We start from the raw sequence: 15174 nt of genomic DNA, 5'->3' as shown, positions 1-15174 counted from the left end.
TGGGGTGGTGCCGACGGCCGGACGAGGACGGGGGCCCTCCTCGGCAGGCTGGGGGATCGATCCGGGGGTCAGAAGGCGGCCTTGCCGCGGACCGGAACGTAGTCGGTGTACTCGGATTCCTTGGCGAGAAGTACGTCGATCTGCGCCACGATGGCCTGGGCCGCCTCGCCGGCGAAGATCCGGTGGTGGTCCTCCGCACTGCTCCACCCCTCGATGACGTGGACGACGTCGGGGTCGGACACCGAACGGGAGACGAGGTAGACGATGCAGTGTTCGCTCGCGCCAGGACTGCCCTCGTTCAGTCCGGTCAGCAGCAGGTCGACCAGCCGGTCGCCCATTCCGGGCTTGGCGGTCAGGGTGGCGTTGAAGCCGTAGTTGACAATCATGGAAGCCTTCTTCTCGGTGATGGAGTGAGGTGATTCCATCCAACCGAGATGACCTGTGGAAACGCTAGAACATTACTCGCTCGTACTTGCACGATCCTCGCAGCGATGGGAGCCGAGGCGTGGAGTGGTGCTGCAATGGACACATGTACCTCGAAGAGCTCCGCACCCTCCTGGCCCGGCACGCCCGCCCTGACTGGACCACCGCCATCGACGGCGTGCTGATCTCGAAGGTCGACCGACCGGATCCACCGGCGCCCTCCATGACCGGTACGGTGCTCGCGGTCATCGCGCAGGGCGCCAAACGCCTCGCGCTGGGAGACCGGGTCTACGAGTACGGCCCCGGGCAGTACCTGATCGCGTCCGTCGACCTGCCCGTCACCGGACAGTTCACCCAGGCCGAACCCGAGCAGCCGGCCCTCGGCTTCGGTCTCACGCTGAAACCGTCCGCCGTCGCCGAACTGCTGCTGCAGGCCGGTCCCGGAGACACCCCCCGCGCCGTCGGGAGCGCGCCGTCGGGGATCGCCGTCAGCGACGCCCCGCCCGCTCTGCTCGACGCGGCGGTCCGGCTGCTGCGCCTGCTCGACGAACCCCGCGACCGCGCCGTACTGGCCCCGCTGGTCAAACGCGAGATCCTGTGGCGCCTGATCACCGGCGAGCAGGGCGCGGCGGTGCGTCAACTCGGCCTCGCCGACAGCAGTCTCAGCCATGTCTCCCGGGCCGTGCGCTGGATCCGGGAGCACTACGCGGAACCCTTCCGGGTCGAAGACGTGGCACGCCTGTCCGGCATGGGCGTCTCCGCCTTCTACCGCAACTTCCAGGCGGTGACCGCGATGAGCCCCATCCAGTTCCAGAAACAGATCCGGCTCCAGGAGGCCCGGCTGCTGCTCGCCACCCACCCGGGCGACGTCACCGGGGTCGGCCATCGCGTCGGCTACGACAACCCGTCGCAGTTCAGCCGTGAGTATCGCCGCCAGTTCGGCGTCCCCCCGAGCCGGGACGCGGCCCGCCTGCGGAACACCGTACGCACTCCCGAGAGTGTCCTGCCCTGAGCGGGGCTGGACCGCAACGAGGATCGTGCAAGAGATGCGAGGACAGTTCTCCTGAGGTTGTCACCTCTCGATTCGGCGGCTTCACCACTTGCCTTGAAGATTCGACCGGTTGCTAGCCTGCTCGCGTGGCACTCACCGTTGATCAACAGTTCCCCGCCGCGCTCGCCGCCGCCCGCGGCGATGACTTTCGCGTGTTCGGACAGGACGGCACCGGTGGCTACGCCGCGTTCTGGCTGATCCGCCCGAACCGGGAACCGGCCGATCAGCCTGTTGTCTTCCTCGGTTCCGAAGGGGAGACCGGCGTCGTCGCGCGTGACCTGGGCGACACCATGATGAAACTCTGTCGATGAGCCCGACAGCTGTCTCATTCCCTTGAGGATGTGGGGCGAGTTCAAGTGCGGGCACATCGGCCGTCGAGTTACGGCTCCCGTATTCAGGGAGATAACGCATGTGGCCGGTCCGCGAACTGAGGACGCCTTTTTCGACGCCTTCGACTTCGAGTTGAATGAAAGAATCGTCGATTACGCGGACACGTGATAAGTGCGCCATGCAGCATTTCCCTGACAGGCGGCCAGTAGTGGGATCTGGGCGAGGTCGAGGCCTGGGCGCAGTCTTACATGATCACAAGTCGCCGTCAAGACTGTTGCGCTGTCGGTGAAGTCTCCTGGTCAAGCGACTGGAGGCGTCGGGCGGATCACTCGAATGAGGGTCAACGTAACTCTGAACGACCGTGTAACCACTCAGCGAAGTGGGCCGGGCCCAAATGAGTGCGGGCCCGGGTTTCGTGCGCTGAAAGTTACGCTAAGTGCCGAGAAATACCCTATTGATCATCCGGGCGCCGCCGTGTCATAGTCGCTCCGTTGTACACGGGGAAGGAGACGAAATTGTTTTCTCGTAAGATCGGTCGCCGGACGGCGGTCGTCGTGGCGCTGGTCGGCCTGGCGATGTCGCCCGCGGCCGTAGCCAACGCGCAAACGGCCTCCGCCGCTCTGGCCTGCGGGGGCCCCACGGCCAAAACACCGTGGAAGGTGGGCACCAACATCTGGGGCGAAGGGTTCGCCGGCTCATGCTCCGGTGACTACCGGATCTACATCGAGCGTTCGCGGTACTACGGGTGGGAGACCATGGCCGCGTCGCAGTGGATCAAGGCCAACGAGGGGACGGTGGTGACGTACAACTGCTCGGGCACAGGGACGCACACGTTCAGGTCCGCCGTCTGGAAGAGCGGCACGGGCATCATCAAGACGTCGGGCACCTTCCGGACCTCGTGCTGACCCCATCCTGACCGTCGGGGAAGCGGCCGCAGCTCGCGTGCGTGAGAGGGGCGCACGTCTCTGTGTCCGGAAGATCGACCGCCGCGGGCTATGGCGGAGCCGGCGGATGAGCACATCCAGCGGTCCGGAGAAAGCTGAGTTCGGAGAAAGCTGAGTTCGGAGACGGCGTCCAGGGTGGCGTCGTCTCCGAAACTCGGACTGTTACACCCTGCGCAGGAATTCCTACCGCATCGGCGTGAAGGACGAGACGATCAGCCAGATGCCGGCGGCCGCGATCACGACGGCGACGGCGACCTCCCTTGTTCGACCGGGAATCATGCTTGCCGACCGTTCCCTGATCACGCTTCGTGCCAGGTGGACGGCCCATGAAATTCGCGCCCGGGGGCTCCGAACGGCCCACGTGACGAGAAGGGCCGCGAAAAGCAGCGGCCACCGTATCGAATCGGTGAAAGGCATCATCTCGACATCGCCGCTGTACTGGCTGATGTACGTCGTGACGTCGAGCAGCGGGAAGAGAAGCAGGGCCGCCGCGGCCGCTGTGCCGGCGAATCTGCCCCATCGGATGGAGGCGGTGACGTTCGCGGTCGCCGCCAATACGACGAGAACGACCGGCGAGCCGATCCCATCGGCCTCGCAGGCCCACCAGGCGAGGTCGTCCCAGGAGGATTCCGAAATCTGGACGTAGACGCTGCTGAGCAGGCGGTTGTCGGATGTGACCGTCCAGCGGTGGAACATCGGTGTCCACGCCGCCGCGACGACGGCGCCCGCCCACAGGATGAACCCGTGCCGCCTCCGAGGCAGGGGTGACCGAGCCGCCAGGCGCAGCGCCCCTGCGGCCACCGGATAACAGACGATCAACGGCCAAGGCGGCACGACCGCACGATCCTGTCCGGTGCATGGGTCGGGGCCCGGCAGAAGGAACGCGGTGACGAGCCCGAAGGCGAGCACGGCGCCGACCGCGGCGACGGCGGTGAGAGTGGCCCGGCGTGACCCGCGTAGGAGCAGTCCGGCCACGGCGACCGGCAGCAGGAGAACGCCCCAGAACAGCAGCTCTCCCGGCACGTTCTCCAGCGCGTAAGGGCCTTCGACCTGGTAGGGGGCGGTGTCCGTCACGGAACAGAACCAGCCGACGCTCTGCCTGCCGACCCCGAAGGTCGTCAGGATCACCGGTCCGGACGCGGCCAGAACCGCACCTAAGCGCAGCACCACCGCCGGAGATGGCGCTTCTGTCGCGGGACCCGGCATCACGGCACCTTCTCCCGGAAATGATCAATTCGGGCCACGGTAGCGGATGACCGCCGACTGAGCAGGGGTCCTTTCTGTCGACGGTGTAGGTCGATCGATCGCCAGAGAGCGGGAACCTCGGCTCGTCCTCCATGCAGACGAGCCGAGGTGCCGAGCGGTTACGGCTTCCGGTAGCCCAGGGAGTAGGGGCCGGAGCCGCTGGCCGAGTTCACCAGGTAGCTGTAGTAACCGGCGGTGCCGGTGTAGGTGATCTTCTCGTCAGGGCCCGGGCCGTCGGAGCTGGCGACGGTGCGCCAGGTCTGGCCGTTCCACTTCTGCAGGTACAGGTCGAAGTCCGCGCCGTTGGGGCCGTCCAGGCAGGCGGAATGGACGCCTGAGGTGTTGGACCAGTAGTACGAGCCGGGTGGCTGGTAGGCGTACTGGCCGTTGGCCAGGGAGCCGGTGACGGTGCTCGGGTAGCCGGTGCAGGTGCTCGTGGCGGTGGTGGTCTTCAGGGTCAGGCCGTAGGCGGTGAGGATCTCGCCGATCGGCTGGAAGTAGGTGGTGCCGCCCGAAGTGCAGTCGCCCGAACCGCCGGAGGTGACCCCTTGGGCCTGGTCGACGGAGATGAACGAACCGCCCGAGTCGCCGGGTTCGGCGCAGACGTTGGTACGGGTCAGCTGGGTGACGGTGCCCTGGGGGTAGGTGACGCTGGCGTCGCGTTGCTGGATGAGGCCGCAGTGCCAGTCGGTGGTGGAGCCGGACCGGCAGACCGACGCGCCCTCGATGGCGACCCTGGCGCCGGCGACGGGCACGGTGCCGCCCTGGCCGTTGTCCACCGCGGGCTTGGGGGTCCAGCTGGAGTTCACCGCGACCCAGGCGTAGTCGTTGCCGGGGAAGCTCGATCCCTGGAACACGCCTTGGGTGACGCGGTTGAAGCCGGTGGTGGTGGCGCCGGCCGCACCGCAGTGACCGGCGGTGACGAAACCGTTCACGGCGCCCTTGACCACGGGGAAGCCGATCGAGCAGCGGCTGGTGGTGCCGATGTAGTAGGCGTCGCCGCCCACCAGGTCGTACAGGGGCTGGGGGATTTCGGTGGAGGGCAGCACGAGCACCGCGTCGGTGTCCACGCCGGCGCCTTCGACGACGATCCGGGTCTGCTCGAGGTGCGGGGCCAGAACGACCACTTTGTTGCGCTTGACGTCGACGTAGCGCACGCTCGACACCGGGTAGTCGGTCGCTCTCTGCGGCTTCGAGGGCAGAGCCTGGTCGAGCTTCCTCTTGATCGCGGTCAGTTCCGTCAGTGACCTGGCGACCACTTCGGCCTGGGCGCCCGCGTCGAGGATCCGCGGAATGTCGGCGTCGCTCGTGGTGGCCACCACGAGGGTGTGCGCGCTGTCTCCTCGGAGCCAGGCGCCGGCGAAGCGGCTGCCGAGCGTCCTGCTCAGCTGCGTCGCGATCGGGGTCAGGCGGGTCTCGTTCAGCAGGCGGGCCCGTGCCTGGGTCATGCTGATCTTCAGGTCGCGGACGAGCGCCTCCAGCATGCCCGGCGGTGGTTCGAACGCGCTCGCGGTGGTCGAGGCGGTGGGGATGCTCGCGGGCCGGCCCTCGGCGGCGGCCGGGACGGTGGACAGGGTAAGGGTGGCGATCGCTAGGGCGCATCCTGTGCTTACGGCATGTCGGCGGGGCATGAGTCTCTCCTCAACCTCGGCTTTGCAGGCATGAGGGGGGAATCGCCGCGTATCGCAGAGTGATCATGCGATATCGGCAGCGCCACCTTAATCCAGCCGTTGCCGACCAAGGTCGCGAAACGCGCGCGCCACGCGTAAGGAATGTTCTAGGTGAGTGGTCCGCAAGCCGCGGGTGTGTCCGTGTCGATTCCGGTGGCGCGCGATCGACGCGTTGGTGAGACGACAGGTGAGTGGCCGGACAGCCCGGTCCCGCCTGGCGAGCCGGGTCGACGGGCTCGCGACGACGAACGAGATGACATGAGCAAGGTCAAGTCCTCGGAACACGTAGGAGATGGTATGAGCACCGTGGTGATGCACAACGTCGTGTCGGTCGACGGCTTCATCGCCGACGCGAAGGATCAGGTTGGTCCTCTGTTCGACTGGTACTCCAACGGCGACGTCGAGTTGGGCGCGCTGGGCGGGATCTCGCGGTCCTCGGCCGAGTACGTCAAGCCGATGTGGGCGAGCATCGGGTCGACGGTGATCGGGCGTCACCTGTTCGACATCACCAACGGCTGGGAGGGCGCACCGCCGGCGGGTGAACACGTGGTCGTGGTGTCGCACCGGCCCAAGCCCGAGGGATGGCATCCCGAGGCGTCGTACCACTTCGTCGATGACGTGGCACAGGCGATCGCGAAGGCCAAGGAGCTCGCGGGGGAGCGTACCGTCGCCGTGGCGGCGGGCGACGTCGGAGGTCAGGCGTTCGCCCTCGGCCTGGTGGACGAGGTGGCGATGGACGTCGTGCCCGTGGTCTTCGGCTCAGGCAAGCGGTACTTCGGGTCGGTCGACGCCCAGTATCTGCTCGAGGACCCGCACACGGTGATCCAGGGCGACCGGGTGCTGCACCTGCTCTATCGAGTCCGCCGTTGAACCGTCGAGGAGATGCCGGCCTCACGGGGCTGGAGGCCCAGAAGTGCGGGCCGCTCCGCTCGGATTCGCCATTCGTGGACGGGGTCGGCGATCAGGCGGCGTGTCCTGAGGTCGAGCAGTCCGCTCACATGGCTGACTTCGGCGGCCACGGTGCCGTTCGGTTGCCGCAACCGATGGTGCACCCGGTAGGTCTTGCCGCCGCCCCATTCCCACCCGCATGAGACGTCGACCTGGTCGCCGCCACGTAGCTCGCGGTGATACTTGATGACGGTCTCCAGATTGACCGGGCCGATGCCGCTGCCGAGAAGGTCGTCGACGGAGATTCCCGCGGCTTGGACGCAGGCGAAGCGAGCATGATCGGCGTACTGGATGTAGAAGCCTCCGTTGAGATGGAGTTGCGGGTCGACCTCGTAGCTGCGGACCTCCAGGCGGACGCTGAACGGCTCGGTCAACGGGAGTCTCCCTGCTCGGCAGGCCAGCGCAGCGAACGATCAGTCAGGTAGCGGCGGCCGTCGTCGCGGATCTCCAGCCAGTCGCCACGGACCCAGCCACCCGCCGCCTGGGGCGAGAAGCCGTGCTTGCGGAACAAGGCACTGGCCTCGGCTCTTGTCAGGCCTCGCCGCCCCCATTCGGAGATGAGTGTGCGATAGCGGGTCTCGGCTGGGGTTTCAGTCGCGTCGGCGGAGATGGCGTCGGCCAGTGCCGCGAATCCAGCACTGATCTGGCGTAGCGCCGCGGCTACCTGGCGCATGTGCGACGAGGACGGCTCTTCCATGGCGATAGCATAGCAATCGATAGCGATCGCTATGCAATGACCGCGTTCTCACCGGTGGAGGAGGAAGATGGCCGGCATCGGTCTCATCCCCTGCGCGAACGTCGAGACGACCGACGACGGCGGCGACCGGGCAACTTTTCGAATCGAACGAACTGTGTCACCATCGAGGTCTCGCATCTCAGAATTCTGATTTTGTCTGCGAGGGAGCCGTGCTTGACGCGCGAAAACTCTTGAGCGACTCGGACGGCACGCGAAAAGAAAATCGCACCAAAATCATCAGGGCCATCATGTGTCGCCCGGGATCGCAGAGCGAGCTGGTACGACGGACCGGGCTCTCCCCGGCCACCATTTCCTCAGCGGTGCAGGAAATGCGCGCCGACCGCATCGTCAAGAACACCAACCGGCCGATCGAGCTCGAACAGACCACCGGCGTCGCCCTCGGGATTTCGGTCGGGCTGCACGGAGTCCGGGTCGCGGGTCGCCTGGTGCACGAGCCCAAGGACGACATCCAGCTGATGACGGTCAGTCAGGGAATCTCCGGTGGCAACGGATGGGTGGCCGAGACCGCCGAAGCCGTCCACACGATGACCCAGAGCATCGGAAGGCATCGCGCGGACATAGCCACGCTCGGGATGGCGGTTCCGTGGGCGGTTCACGCGCGCACCCTGTTACCCAGCGACCCCGTGCCGACCTGGGCGGACACGAGGCCGGTCGGGCGATTGCTGGCTGAGGCGCTCGCGCTCCCACCGGGCGACCGGATCCAGGTCGTGATCGACACGGACGCGCGCCTGGCGGCCTTCTACGAACAGACCTACAACCACGCCTTCGAGACCATGCTGTCGGTCCAGGTGTCGGCGCACGTCACCGGCGGCCTGATGCTGGCCAACACGCATGTGCGCGGCGCCCGGGGCAGGGCCGTGAGCGTGGGGCATCTGTCCGTCGACCTGGCGGGCAGGGAGTGCTGGTGCGGGCTCAGGGGCTGCCTGGAGGGGTACGTCACCGCGCCCGCGCTCCTGGAGGAGGCCTTCGTCAAGTGCCACGCCCGGCAGGTCGCACCGCCGGGCACGATCGAGGAGTTCATCACTCGTGCACGGGACCGTGATCTGGTCTGCCTCGACGTGCTGCGGCGGGCGGCGGTCCAGTTGGGGCGTGGCCTGGTGAGCGCCACGGTCGCGGCCGACCAGCACGCCATCGTGCTCGGTGGTACGGTCGCGCCCGGCTTCGAGCTGGTGCTGGACGAGTGTCGCAGGGAGATGGACCGTTCGGGGTGGGCCCGAGAGGTGCCGGTGCTGATCGGCGAGCTCGATGCCGCCACTCACGGCGCCCTCCTGCTCGGCCTGGCCGGCCACCTCAACTGACGGCCCATGGGCGGCTACAACGGCGGCCCAACGGCCACCCAGCGGCGGCTCAACGGCCGGGCACCGGATTGCCCGGCCGGCCGGTGCCAGGAGCCGCGGGTGAGTAGAGTCCGTACAGCCATAGCCGGACTCCCAGAAAGAGATGATCGCCGTGTCGGACACCCCGTCCGAAGATCGTGCTGACGCGCCGTCGCCGGAGCCTGCTTATGAACCGCCGGTCATCATCGATCTGGGACGCATCAGGGCTCTCTTCCGCGGCAACGCCTCCAGCGGCAACGCCGACGCCAACTCGCAGTATTACTGGTGAACGGTCACTTCCCGGGCTCCTCGTCCACCTGCGCGACGGTCGCCTGAGCGGTGATCCCGAGCTGCCGGGCCATCCCGTCTGGGCCGGGATCGAGGGCGTCAGGGCCTACGGGCTCTGGCCGCCCGGACACCTCTCCACGGCCACGTACGGCTCCGCCCGCCTGCTCGTCGCCGGTCACTGTCTCGCCTCCCAGGAGGAGATCGCCGCCCGGCTCGCGACCGCGATCGACGGCGCCGGCCCCGACCTGCTGACCGAGTTGCCCGGAGCGTACGCGTGTGTCCTGGTGGAACGGGACAGGATCCAGATCTACAGCGATCTCGCGGGGCAGTTCCCCTTCTATCTGGCCGCCCGCGGCGGAGGGTGGCTGGTCTCGTCGCACGCCTGGCCGCACGGGCGCGAGCCGGACCCGCTGGCGGCCGCGGTCGACGTCGTCTGCCCGCACGTGCTGCCGCTGGCGGAGGGCAGGTCGTTCCTGCGGGGTGTTCGCGAAGTCGGCGGCGGTCAGCTGGTCTCCGCCGGGTCCGGTGGCGTCGAGGTGCGGCGTTACGCCCCATGGCTGCCCGAGCGGGTGACCGATCCGGCCGAGGGGGCTCGGGCGTTGCGGTCGGCTCTGGTGGAGGCCGTGCGTCTGCGGCGCCGCTCCGGCGTCGTCACCTCGGATCTGAGCGGCGGCGTCGACTCCACCGCGCTCGCCCTGCTGGCCGCGCGGCTGTCACCGGAGGTCGTCGACGCCGTCGTCTATCACCATCCGTCCGCTCCGGCGGACGACCTCGCCCAGGCCGTCCGGGTCGCGGGGGCCGATCGGCGCATCAGGCTCGCGACCGTTCGCGGCACCCCGGACACCCTCCCCTACCAGCGGCTGGACCAGGCCTGGGCCGATCGCCCCGCGCCGGGGGCTCTGGCTCATCGCAGGGCGATGCTGCGGCTTCGCTGGGCGGCCGCTCACGGATCCGGGGCGCATCTCACCGGCGAGGGCGCCGACGCGCTGTTGCACCCTTCGCCCGCGTATCTGGCCGACCTGGTCAGGGCGGGTTCGGTGGTCCGGCTGGCCAAGGACAGCGCCGCTCTCGCCCAGCTGCGCAAGATCTCGCCCGGCGATCTCATGCTCCGGGCGGTACGGCTCGCCCGTACGTCACCCGCGACGGCGCTGCGCCAACTGGGACGGAGTCTGAGCGTTCCGCCACGCGCGGCAGGGTCACCGGCGGACGCCGTGTCGTGGTGGAGCGTCCCGGGAGAGGCCATCGGCTGGTTGGCGCCCCGGGTGCGGTCGGAGCTCGCGGACCTCGCGACCGACCCCGCCACGACCAGGGCCATGCCCGACGGCGCGGGCCCGGCCGACCACGCCGCGCTGGCCGAACTTCGCTCGGCCGCGCACGCCCAGCGTTACCTGCGGGAGCTGGGCGCCGGGGTGGGGGTCGCGGTGCACGCCCCCTACCTCGACCGGGCCGTGATCCGCGGTTGCCTGGCCGTCCCCGCCGTGCTGCGCGCCGAGCGGGGCCGCTTCAAACCGCTGCTCGTCGCGGCGCTGCGCGACCTGGTGCCGAACGACGCGCTGTCCCGTACGACCAAAGGCGCCTATCAGGCGGAGGAGTACCTGGGCGCACGCCGGGCGCGTCGTGAGATCTCCGCGCTCCTGGCGGATTCGAGGCTGGTGGATCTCGGTGTCGTGGACCCGCGCGCGGTCACTGTCACGCTGACCCGCCTGTGTCACGGTGCCCCTGTGCCGCTCGGTTCGTTCAGTCGCCTCCTGGCGATGGAAATCGCGCTTCGCGACACTTGACCGCCATGGCCTCGTCCACGCTTCCGGAGCTCTACCGCCACACCGACGAACACGGCGTGGTGGTCGTCGACGTACGAACGGAGCACTGCCACGCGCTGAACTCCACTGCGGCTCTGGTGTGGGAGGTGCTGCGGAGCGGTGGCACCGTCGCCGACGCGGTCGAGGCGCTCGCGGACCGGCACGTGGACCAGCCGCGCGAGCGCCTCCGGGCCGATGTCACCGCGTTCGTGGCCGAGCTTCGCGAAGCGGGCCTCCTGCGTCCGGCCCCACCTTCGGCGAGTACGAGCGCGCCCGGGATCGAGAACACCGAGGAGACCGAACAAGCCGAGGAGGCCGAGGGGGGCGAACGGCGGGCCAGCGGGGTGCCGATGGCGCGCGGCCCGGCGGGCCGGCCGAGTCCGGCGAGCGTCGTGTTCCTGCTGGCCGCGGTGACGCTGCTGGCCCTGCCCGTGCGCTTCTCCTCCCGGCTCGCGCGTCGGGCGCATCGCCGGCTGGGCCACCGGCCGCTCCCGGTCGACAGAGCGGAACGCATGACGGCAGAGGTGAAGAAGGCGGCGGCGATCTTCCCTGGACGCGCCGCCTGCTTCGAGATCTCCCTGGCGACCGTGCTCTGGGCCGCGGCCCTGGGGCACCGGCTCGACTGGTGCTGGGGAGTGCTGCCCGACCCCTTCACCTTCCACGCCTGGGTCGAGACGCAGGGACAGCGCGTAGAGGACGACGAAGACCGTCTTTACGGCCCGCCCTATCACCGGCTACGCCCGCTGGACACACAACAGTGGCCGCTTCGTTCTGAACGCCTGTTTCGGTGGCCCACCTCGTTGCGGCGCTAATTCGAAAGGGACGGCACCAAATTTCGCCGCTCCCGCGCGGATTCATGTTGTGCCGTTTTCTGGTGCGACTGAACGGGCGTTGTTCTCTAGAGAACTAGCGACCTAAGATCCGAGCAAGGAGACCCTGAGAAAGGGCCCCGAAAAATGGGGTCGGCCGAAAAGGTGATGGGAAATGGGGCGCTATCTGCGCCGTTCCACCGGACGTGACAGAGGACCCGACTGGAAACTGCTCCTGCTGATCGCGGCGGCCACGGGCACGGGAGGTGTCGTGATCTTCCAGCCGTCTCTCGCCGCACCCGTCGCCATCGCCGTCGGCGTGGCCACGCTCTTCAACGACCTGCTCTCCCGCCCTAAAAGGGAGGACGACTGACGCGAGGGCGTCCGGCACGCAGAGTGGCGTCGCTGGGGTCATTGAGTAATGACTCGGAAGCGCGTACGTGATGTCGCGAAACCGGTGGCCGGACCTGTGGCGTTCGTTATGATCATGGTCGAGCTTCTCCGCCGAGGAGATGTCTCCAGCGTGCCTGTGGTCGGGGCCTCGGTGCCTCGGCAGCCGATCAGGCACTGCGGGCGCATCACTGATCGTCTGACTCCGCGTGGCGTTCTTTCGCCATGCCCCTTTCCGGAAGGTTCCTATGCGTATTTCGCGTGCCGCTCGTCCCGCCTCGCTGGCGTTTGTGACTCTGGCTCTGGCCTCCACCCTCGCCGCCTGCGGAGGCGGTGCTGAGGACACCTCGGGTGCGCCTGCCGCGGCGGGCGTCGACAAGGCCGCTCTGGTCGCGAAGCTGAAGGAGACCCCGGAGGCGAAGGACGTCCCGGATTCGACCTGGGACTGTATGGCCGCTGCCATGCTGAAGCACGGCGACCAGGCCACGTTGCAGGGCTTCGTTGACGGCAAGGTGGACGTGACGAACGACTTCAAGGCCTTCGGCGACAAGGAGGCGCAGATCCAGCGCGAGGTGTCGGAGTGTGAATAGCGACGCCTGAGGTCAGTGCCTGGCGCCGCCGGGGATGACGATCTCCGCCTCGCCGGGGAACTCGTGGAGGAGGCGGCCGGCTGACAGCAGCCGCAGGCGTCCGGTCCGCTGGTCAGGGGGGAGCTGGATGACGGCATAGCCGTCCGGCGTGGGGCCCACGGCATAGTGGCCGTCCGCCAGGGGCGTGCGCGACACGAGGGCGCCCCCTTGGCCGAACTCCAGGACCGCGACCTTCTCCCCGGTGTACTCCAGCAGGAAGACGCGGCCGCCGCTGACCTGCACCGACAGGCCGTGGTCGGCGTCGGCCAGCACCCCGTCTCCGGTCGCCTGGAGGGTCACGGTCGAGCCGCCCGTACGGAGCTCGACCTGCCTGCGGGTGTTCTCGCCGTCCTGTGACCGGTCCAGGAGGACCAGCTCGCCCGAGGGCATGATGCCGACGGGCTCGTACCCGTCCGGCAGGCGCGGCGTGGTGAGGCGGCCGGTGGCGAGGTCCACGTCGGTGTATTCGGCGACCTTCCCGCTCGCGTGGTAGCCGAGGATCACGCGCCGGGAGTCGGCGGACCAGGTCCAGGGGCTGTAGGCGGTGTCCGGCCCGCCGGTCGACGGGGAGGCGACGCGGTGGGTCGTGTCGCCCAGCAGGTCTCTGAGCTCGTAACCGCTCGCGGTCGGCCTGCCGAGCCAGCGCCCGTCGGGGGACAGCGTGAGGTTGCCCGGCGGGTTGACGGTGCGGGTGCCGAGCAGGTAGCGCCGGCCGTCCGTGAGGGCCAGCAGCGTGGGGCAGGCGTGTCTGCACGGTGTGTAGACGGCCGCGCCCCGGCCGATCGGGCCGCTCGCGGGCAGTGCCGGGTAGGCCGGAGAGGGCTCCGCGGAGCCGGACGTCGCCGGGACCGCCACGATGGTGTCGCCGGACGGGTGCGTCAGGCTCTGTCGCAGGCCGACTCCACCGACGATCACCAGCGCCGCGCAGGCGGCTCCCGCTGCGGTCCGCGCGATCCGGCGACGGCGCAGGACGCGCAGCGCGCGGCCCGCGTCGGCGTAGTCACGCGCCTCCTGTTCGAGCTCGTGGTACGTGTCGCGAAGGTTCACGGATGCACCCTCTCCAGCAGTTGCGGAGCCACTTTTCTCAGACGGTTGAGCGCGTCGTGCGCGTGCCGCTTGACCGTCCCGACGGAGCAGTCCAGCCGCGCGGCGACCTCCGCCTCCGGGAGGTCCTCGTAGAACCTCAGGTAGAGCACGATCCGCTGCCTGGGACTGAGGAGGGCGAGGGCGTGCCGGAGCATGATCTTGAGCTCGGTCTGCGTGGACCGGTCCTCGTGGACCGGAGCCTCGGGCAGGTCGGCGGTGGGGACAAAGGTCAGCCGGCGGGGGCGGCGCCAGGTGCGCAGCTGGTTGAGCATGATCTTGCGTACGTACGCCTCGGGATCGGCCACCGTCATGATCTTGCGCCAGCGGGCCGCCGCCTTGACCAGGGTCTCCTGGAGCAGGTCCTCGGCGTGGGTGTGGTCACCCGTGAGCAGGAAGGCCGTCCGGGACAGGGCCAGGCCGCGCGCGGCCACGAACTCTCGGAAACTTTCGGTGTCGGTCACCCGGACACAGTCCTTCCGTTGGACGGCCTCACCATTGAAGACTCCGTCCGCCCGCGAAAGGTTGAGGCCGTCAGGGGTGACCCAGAGGCGCGCACGGTACGGCATCGCGCAGGCGGGAGCCCGTGGAGCGGCGCGCTCAGGCCGCGCCGAGCAACACCAGGCCCATCACCAGGACCAGGGCCGCTCTGACCCAGGTCCACGCCGACACCGTCTCGCGGACGCCGAAACACTGGCAGGCAGCGGGTCTCCCGGCGGCCAGCAGGTAGGTCTGCGCTCCGGTGAACGCGATGCCCAGCAGGGTGCCGGCCACCCCTACGGCCAGGTCGGGCACGGAGGAGAACAGGGCCGCGGCCGTCAGTGCCTCGACGGCGACGATCGCGCCGGCCGCCGCCGACGCGATCCGGAACCGGAGCCCGAAGTTCGCCAGGCTGTCGCGGAAAGCCCCGAAGGCGCGGAGCTTTCCGACGACGGCGAGGACCAGGACGACCCCCAGGGCGTACCGGACGATGATCACGCGATCACCAGCAGCACGATCATCGGAATCGCCAGGATCACGAACAACGGCCTCAACCGAGGCAGTTCGAAGTAGAAGGCGGTGTCAGCGGCCATCTTGCTCCGGGCGGCCACGAACGTCAGGAGCATCACCGCCCTGCCCAGCGCGAAACCGGCCCCCGCCAGGAGCGCCTCCGGCCATGAGGCGAGGAACACGATGGAGATCGCCATGATGTGCGGCAGCGCGGTCGGGGAGTAGGTCCGCATTCCGGTGCCCATTTCCATGCCGAACTGCACCGACCCCCAGAAGGGGATCCCGGTGACGAACTGCGGGACCAGGCGCGCGTTCTGCAGTATCGGGAACTTGAGCACGCCGAGTTCCTGAAGCAGCAGGACGACGGCCGCGAGGGCGACCAGAATCTGGAGGACGAGTAAGGGGAACGGCGCACGGACGAGTGAGCCGACCACGACGAAGGCGAACGCGGTGGCCATCGCCCCCACGAAAAGCCCGAAGACGAAACCGGAAACGTCAGAAC

Annotated in this window: 18 protein-coding genes; 9 read left to right on the top strand and 9 right to left on the bottom strand. The window is 68.7% G+C overall.

The genetic code is table 11. The features are described from left to right. Positions 1-68: 68 nt before the first annotated feature. Positions 69-386 carry a putative quinol monooxygenase gene (locus AC5L3X_RS07760; protein ID WP_189127860.1) on the bottom strand — a complete coding sequence of 106 codons (318 nt, stop codon included), beginning with the start codon at positions 384-386 and terminating at the stop codon, positions 69-71. A 143-nt stretch (positions 387-529) separates the two neighbouring features. Between AC5L3X_RS07760 and AC5L3X_RS07755 the strand changes: the two genes are divergently transcribed. The 3 genes from AC5L3X_RS07755 (at position 530) to AC5L3X_RS07745 (ending at position 2709) form a co-directional block, all read left to right on the top strand. Next, positions 530-1435: an AraC family transcriptional regulator gene (locus AC5L3X_RS07755; RefSeq protein WP_494856008.1), complete on the top strand. Its 906-nt coding sequence runs from the start codon at positions 530-532 to the stop codon at positions 1433-1435. A gap of 125 nt (positions 1436-1560) precedes the next feature. Then, on the top strand, positions 1561-1785 hold the full coding sequence (locus AC5L3X_RS07750; RefSeq protein ID WP_494856006.1) for a hypothetical protein: 225 nt from the start codon (positions 1561-1563) through the stop codon (positions 1783-1785). 534 nt (positions 1786-2319) lie between these two features. Then, a complete protein-coding gene (locus AC5L3X_RS07745) occupies positions 2320-2709 on the top strand; it encodes a hypothetical protein (protein WP_494856004.1) in 390 nt (129 codons plus the stop codon). Between the two features lie 222 nt (positions 2710-2931). On the opposite strand, the gene AC5L3X_RS07740 is transcribed toward AC5L3X_RS07745, so the two are convergent. Next, positions 2932-3876 carry a hypothetical protein gene (locus tag AC5L3X_RS07740; RefSeq protein ID WP_494856002.1) on the bottom strand — a complete coding sequence of 315 codons (945 nt, stop codon included), beginning with the start codon at positions 3874-3876 and terminating at the stop codon, positions 2932-2934. 236 nt (positions 3877-4112) lie between these two features. Beyond that, on the bottom strand, positions 4113-5624 hold the full coding sequence (locus AC5L3X_RS07735; protein WP_189127865.1) for a S1 family peptidase: 1512 nt from the start codon (positions 5622-5624) through the stop codon (positions 4113-4115). 336 nt (positions 5625-5960) lie between these two features. Between AC5L3X_RS07735 and AC5L3X_RS07730 the strand changes: the two genes are divergently transcribed. Continuing rightward, positions 5961-6533 carry a dihydrofolate reductase family protein gene (locus tag AC5L3X_RS07730; RefSeq protein WP_494856000.1) on the top strand — a complete coding sequence of 191 codons (573 nt, stop codon included), beginning with the start codon at positions 5961-5963 and terminating at the stop codon, positions 6531-6533. On the opposite strand, the gene AC5L3X_RS07725 is transcribed toward AC5L3X_RS07730, so the two are convergent. Continuing rightward, positions 6515-6985, bottom strand: coding sequence for an acyl-CoA thioesterase (locus AC5L3X_RS07725; protein ID WP_494855998.1), 471 nt, complete (start codon positions 6983-6985; stop codon positions 6515-6517). The genes AC5L3X_RS07730 and AC5L3X_RS07725 overlap by 19 nt on opposite strands. Next, entirely contained in the window at positions 6982-7308 is a 327-nt protein-coding gene (locus tag AC5L3X_RS07720) for a hypothetical protein (protein ID WP_494855996.1), read from the bottom strand. The genes AC5L3X_RS07725 and AC5L3X_RS07720 overlap by 4 nt, the downstream gene beginning before the upstream one ends. 368 nt (positions 7309-7676) lie before the next feature. Between AC5L3X_RS07720 and AC5L3X_RS07715 the strand changes: the two genes are divergently transcribed. The 5 genes from AC5L3X_RS07715 to AC5L3X_RS07695 all read left to right on the top strand — a co-directional run bounded on the left by AC5L3X_RS07715 (position 7677) and on the right by AC5L3X_RS07695 (position 12560). Next, the gene (locus tag AC5L3X_RS07715) at positions 7677-8666 is read left to right on the top strand and encodes an ROK family protein (RefSeq protein ID WP_225262900.1); all 990 of its coding nucleotides are present in this window, start codon (positions 7677-7679) and stop codon (positions 8664-8666) included. A 206-nt stretch (positions 8667-8872) separates the two neighbouring features. After that, complete coding sequence (locus AC5L3X_RS07710) at positions 8873-10753, top strand: albusnodin/ikarugamycin family macrolactam cyclase (protein WP_494855994.1); 1881 nt, start codon at positions 8873-8875, stop codon at positions 10751-10753. Positions 10754-10758: 5 nt separating this feature from the next. Beyond that, positions 10759-11583, top strand: a complete 825-nt coding sequence (locus AC5L3X_RS07705; RefSeq protein ID WP_494855992.1) for a lasso peptide biosynthesis B2 protein — start codon at positions 10759-10761, stop codon at positions 11581-11583. Between the two features lie 172 nt (positions 11584-11755). Next, positions 11756-11953, top strand: coding sequence for a hypothetical protein (locus tag AC5L3X_RS07700; protein ID WP_494855990.1), 198 nt, complete (start codon positions 11756-11758; stop codon positions 11951-11953). A 265-nt stretch (positions 11954-12218) separates the two neighbouring features. After that, positions 12219-12560, top strand: coding sequence for a hypothetical protein (locus AC5L3X_RS07695; protein WP_494855988.1), 342 nt, complete (start codon positions 12219-12221; stop codon positions 12558-12560). A 12-nt stretch (positions 12561-12572) separates the two neighbouring features. Here the strand turns inward: AC5L3X_RS07695 and AC5L3X_RS07690 are convergent, their stop codons facing one another. From AC5L3X_RS07690 to AC5L3X_RS07675, 4 genes are all read right to left on the bottom strand, one after another. Then, the gene (locus tag AC5L3X_RS07690; protein WP_494855986.1) at positions 12573-13646 is read right to left on the bottom strand and encodes a TolB-like translocation protein; all 1074 of its coding nucleotides are present in this window, start codon (positions 13644-13646) and stop codon (positions 12573-12575) included. Next, entirely contained in the window at positions 13643-14146 is a 504-nt protein-coding gene (locus tag AC5L3X_RS07685) for a SigE family RNA polymerase sigma factor (RefSeq protein ID WP_494855985.1), read from the bottom strand. The genes AC5L3X_RS07690 and AC5L3X_RS07685 overlap by 4 nt, the downstream gene beginning before the upstream one ends. A gap of 136 nt (positions 14147-14282) precedes the next feature. Beyond that, a complete protein-coding gene (locus tag AC5L3X_RS07680; protein WP_494855983.1) occupies positions 14283-14660 on the bottom strand; it encodes a MauE/DoxX family redox-associated membrane protein in 378 nt (125 codons plus the stop codon). Beyond that, a complete protein-coding gene (locus tag AC5L3X_RS07675) occupies positions 14657-15130 on the bottom strand; it encodes a hypothetical protein (RefSeq protein ID WP_189127876.1) in 474 nt (157 codons plus the stop codon). Before AC5L3X_RS07675 ends, AC5L3X_RS07680 begins: the two co-directional genes overlap by 4 nt. Between the last annotated feature and the right edge of the window lie 44 nt (positions 15131-15174).

It is taken from the genome of Nonomuraea sp. CX421, assembly GCF_059358955.1.
Note: the sequence above shows the minus strand (reverse complement) of the source record. Positions and strands in the feature narration are given on the sequence as shown.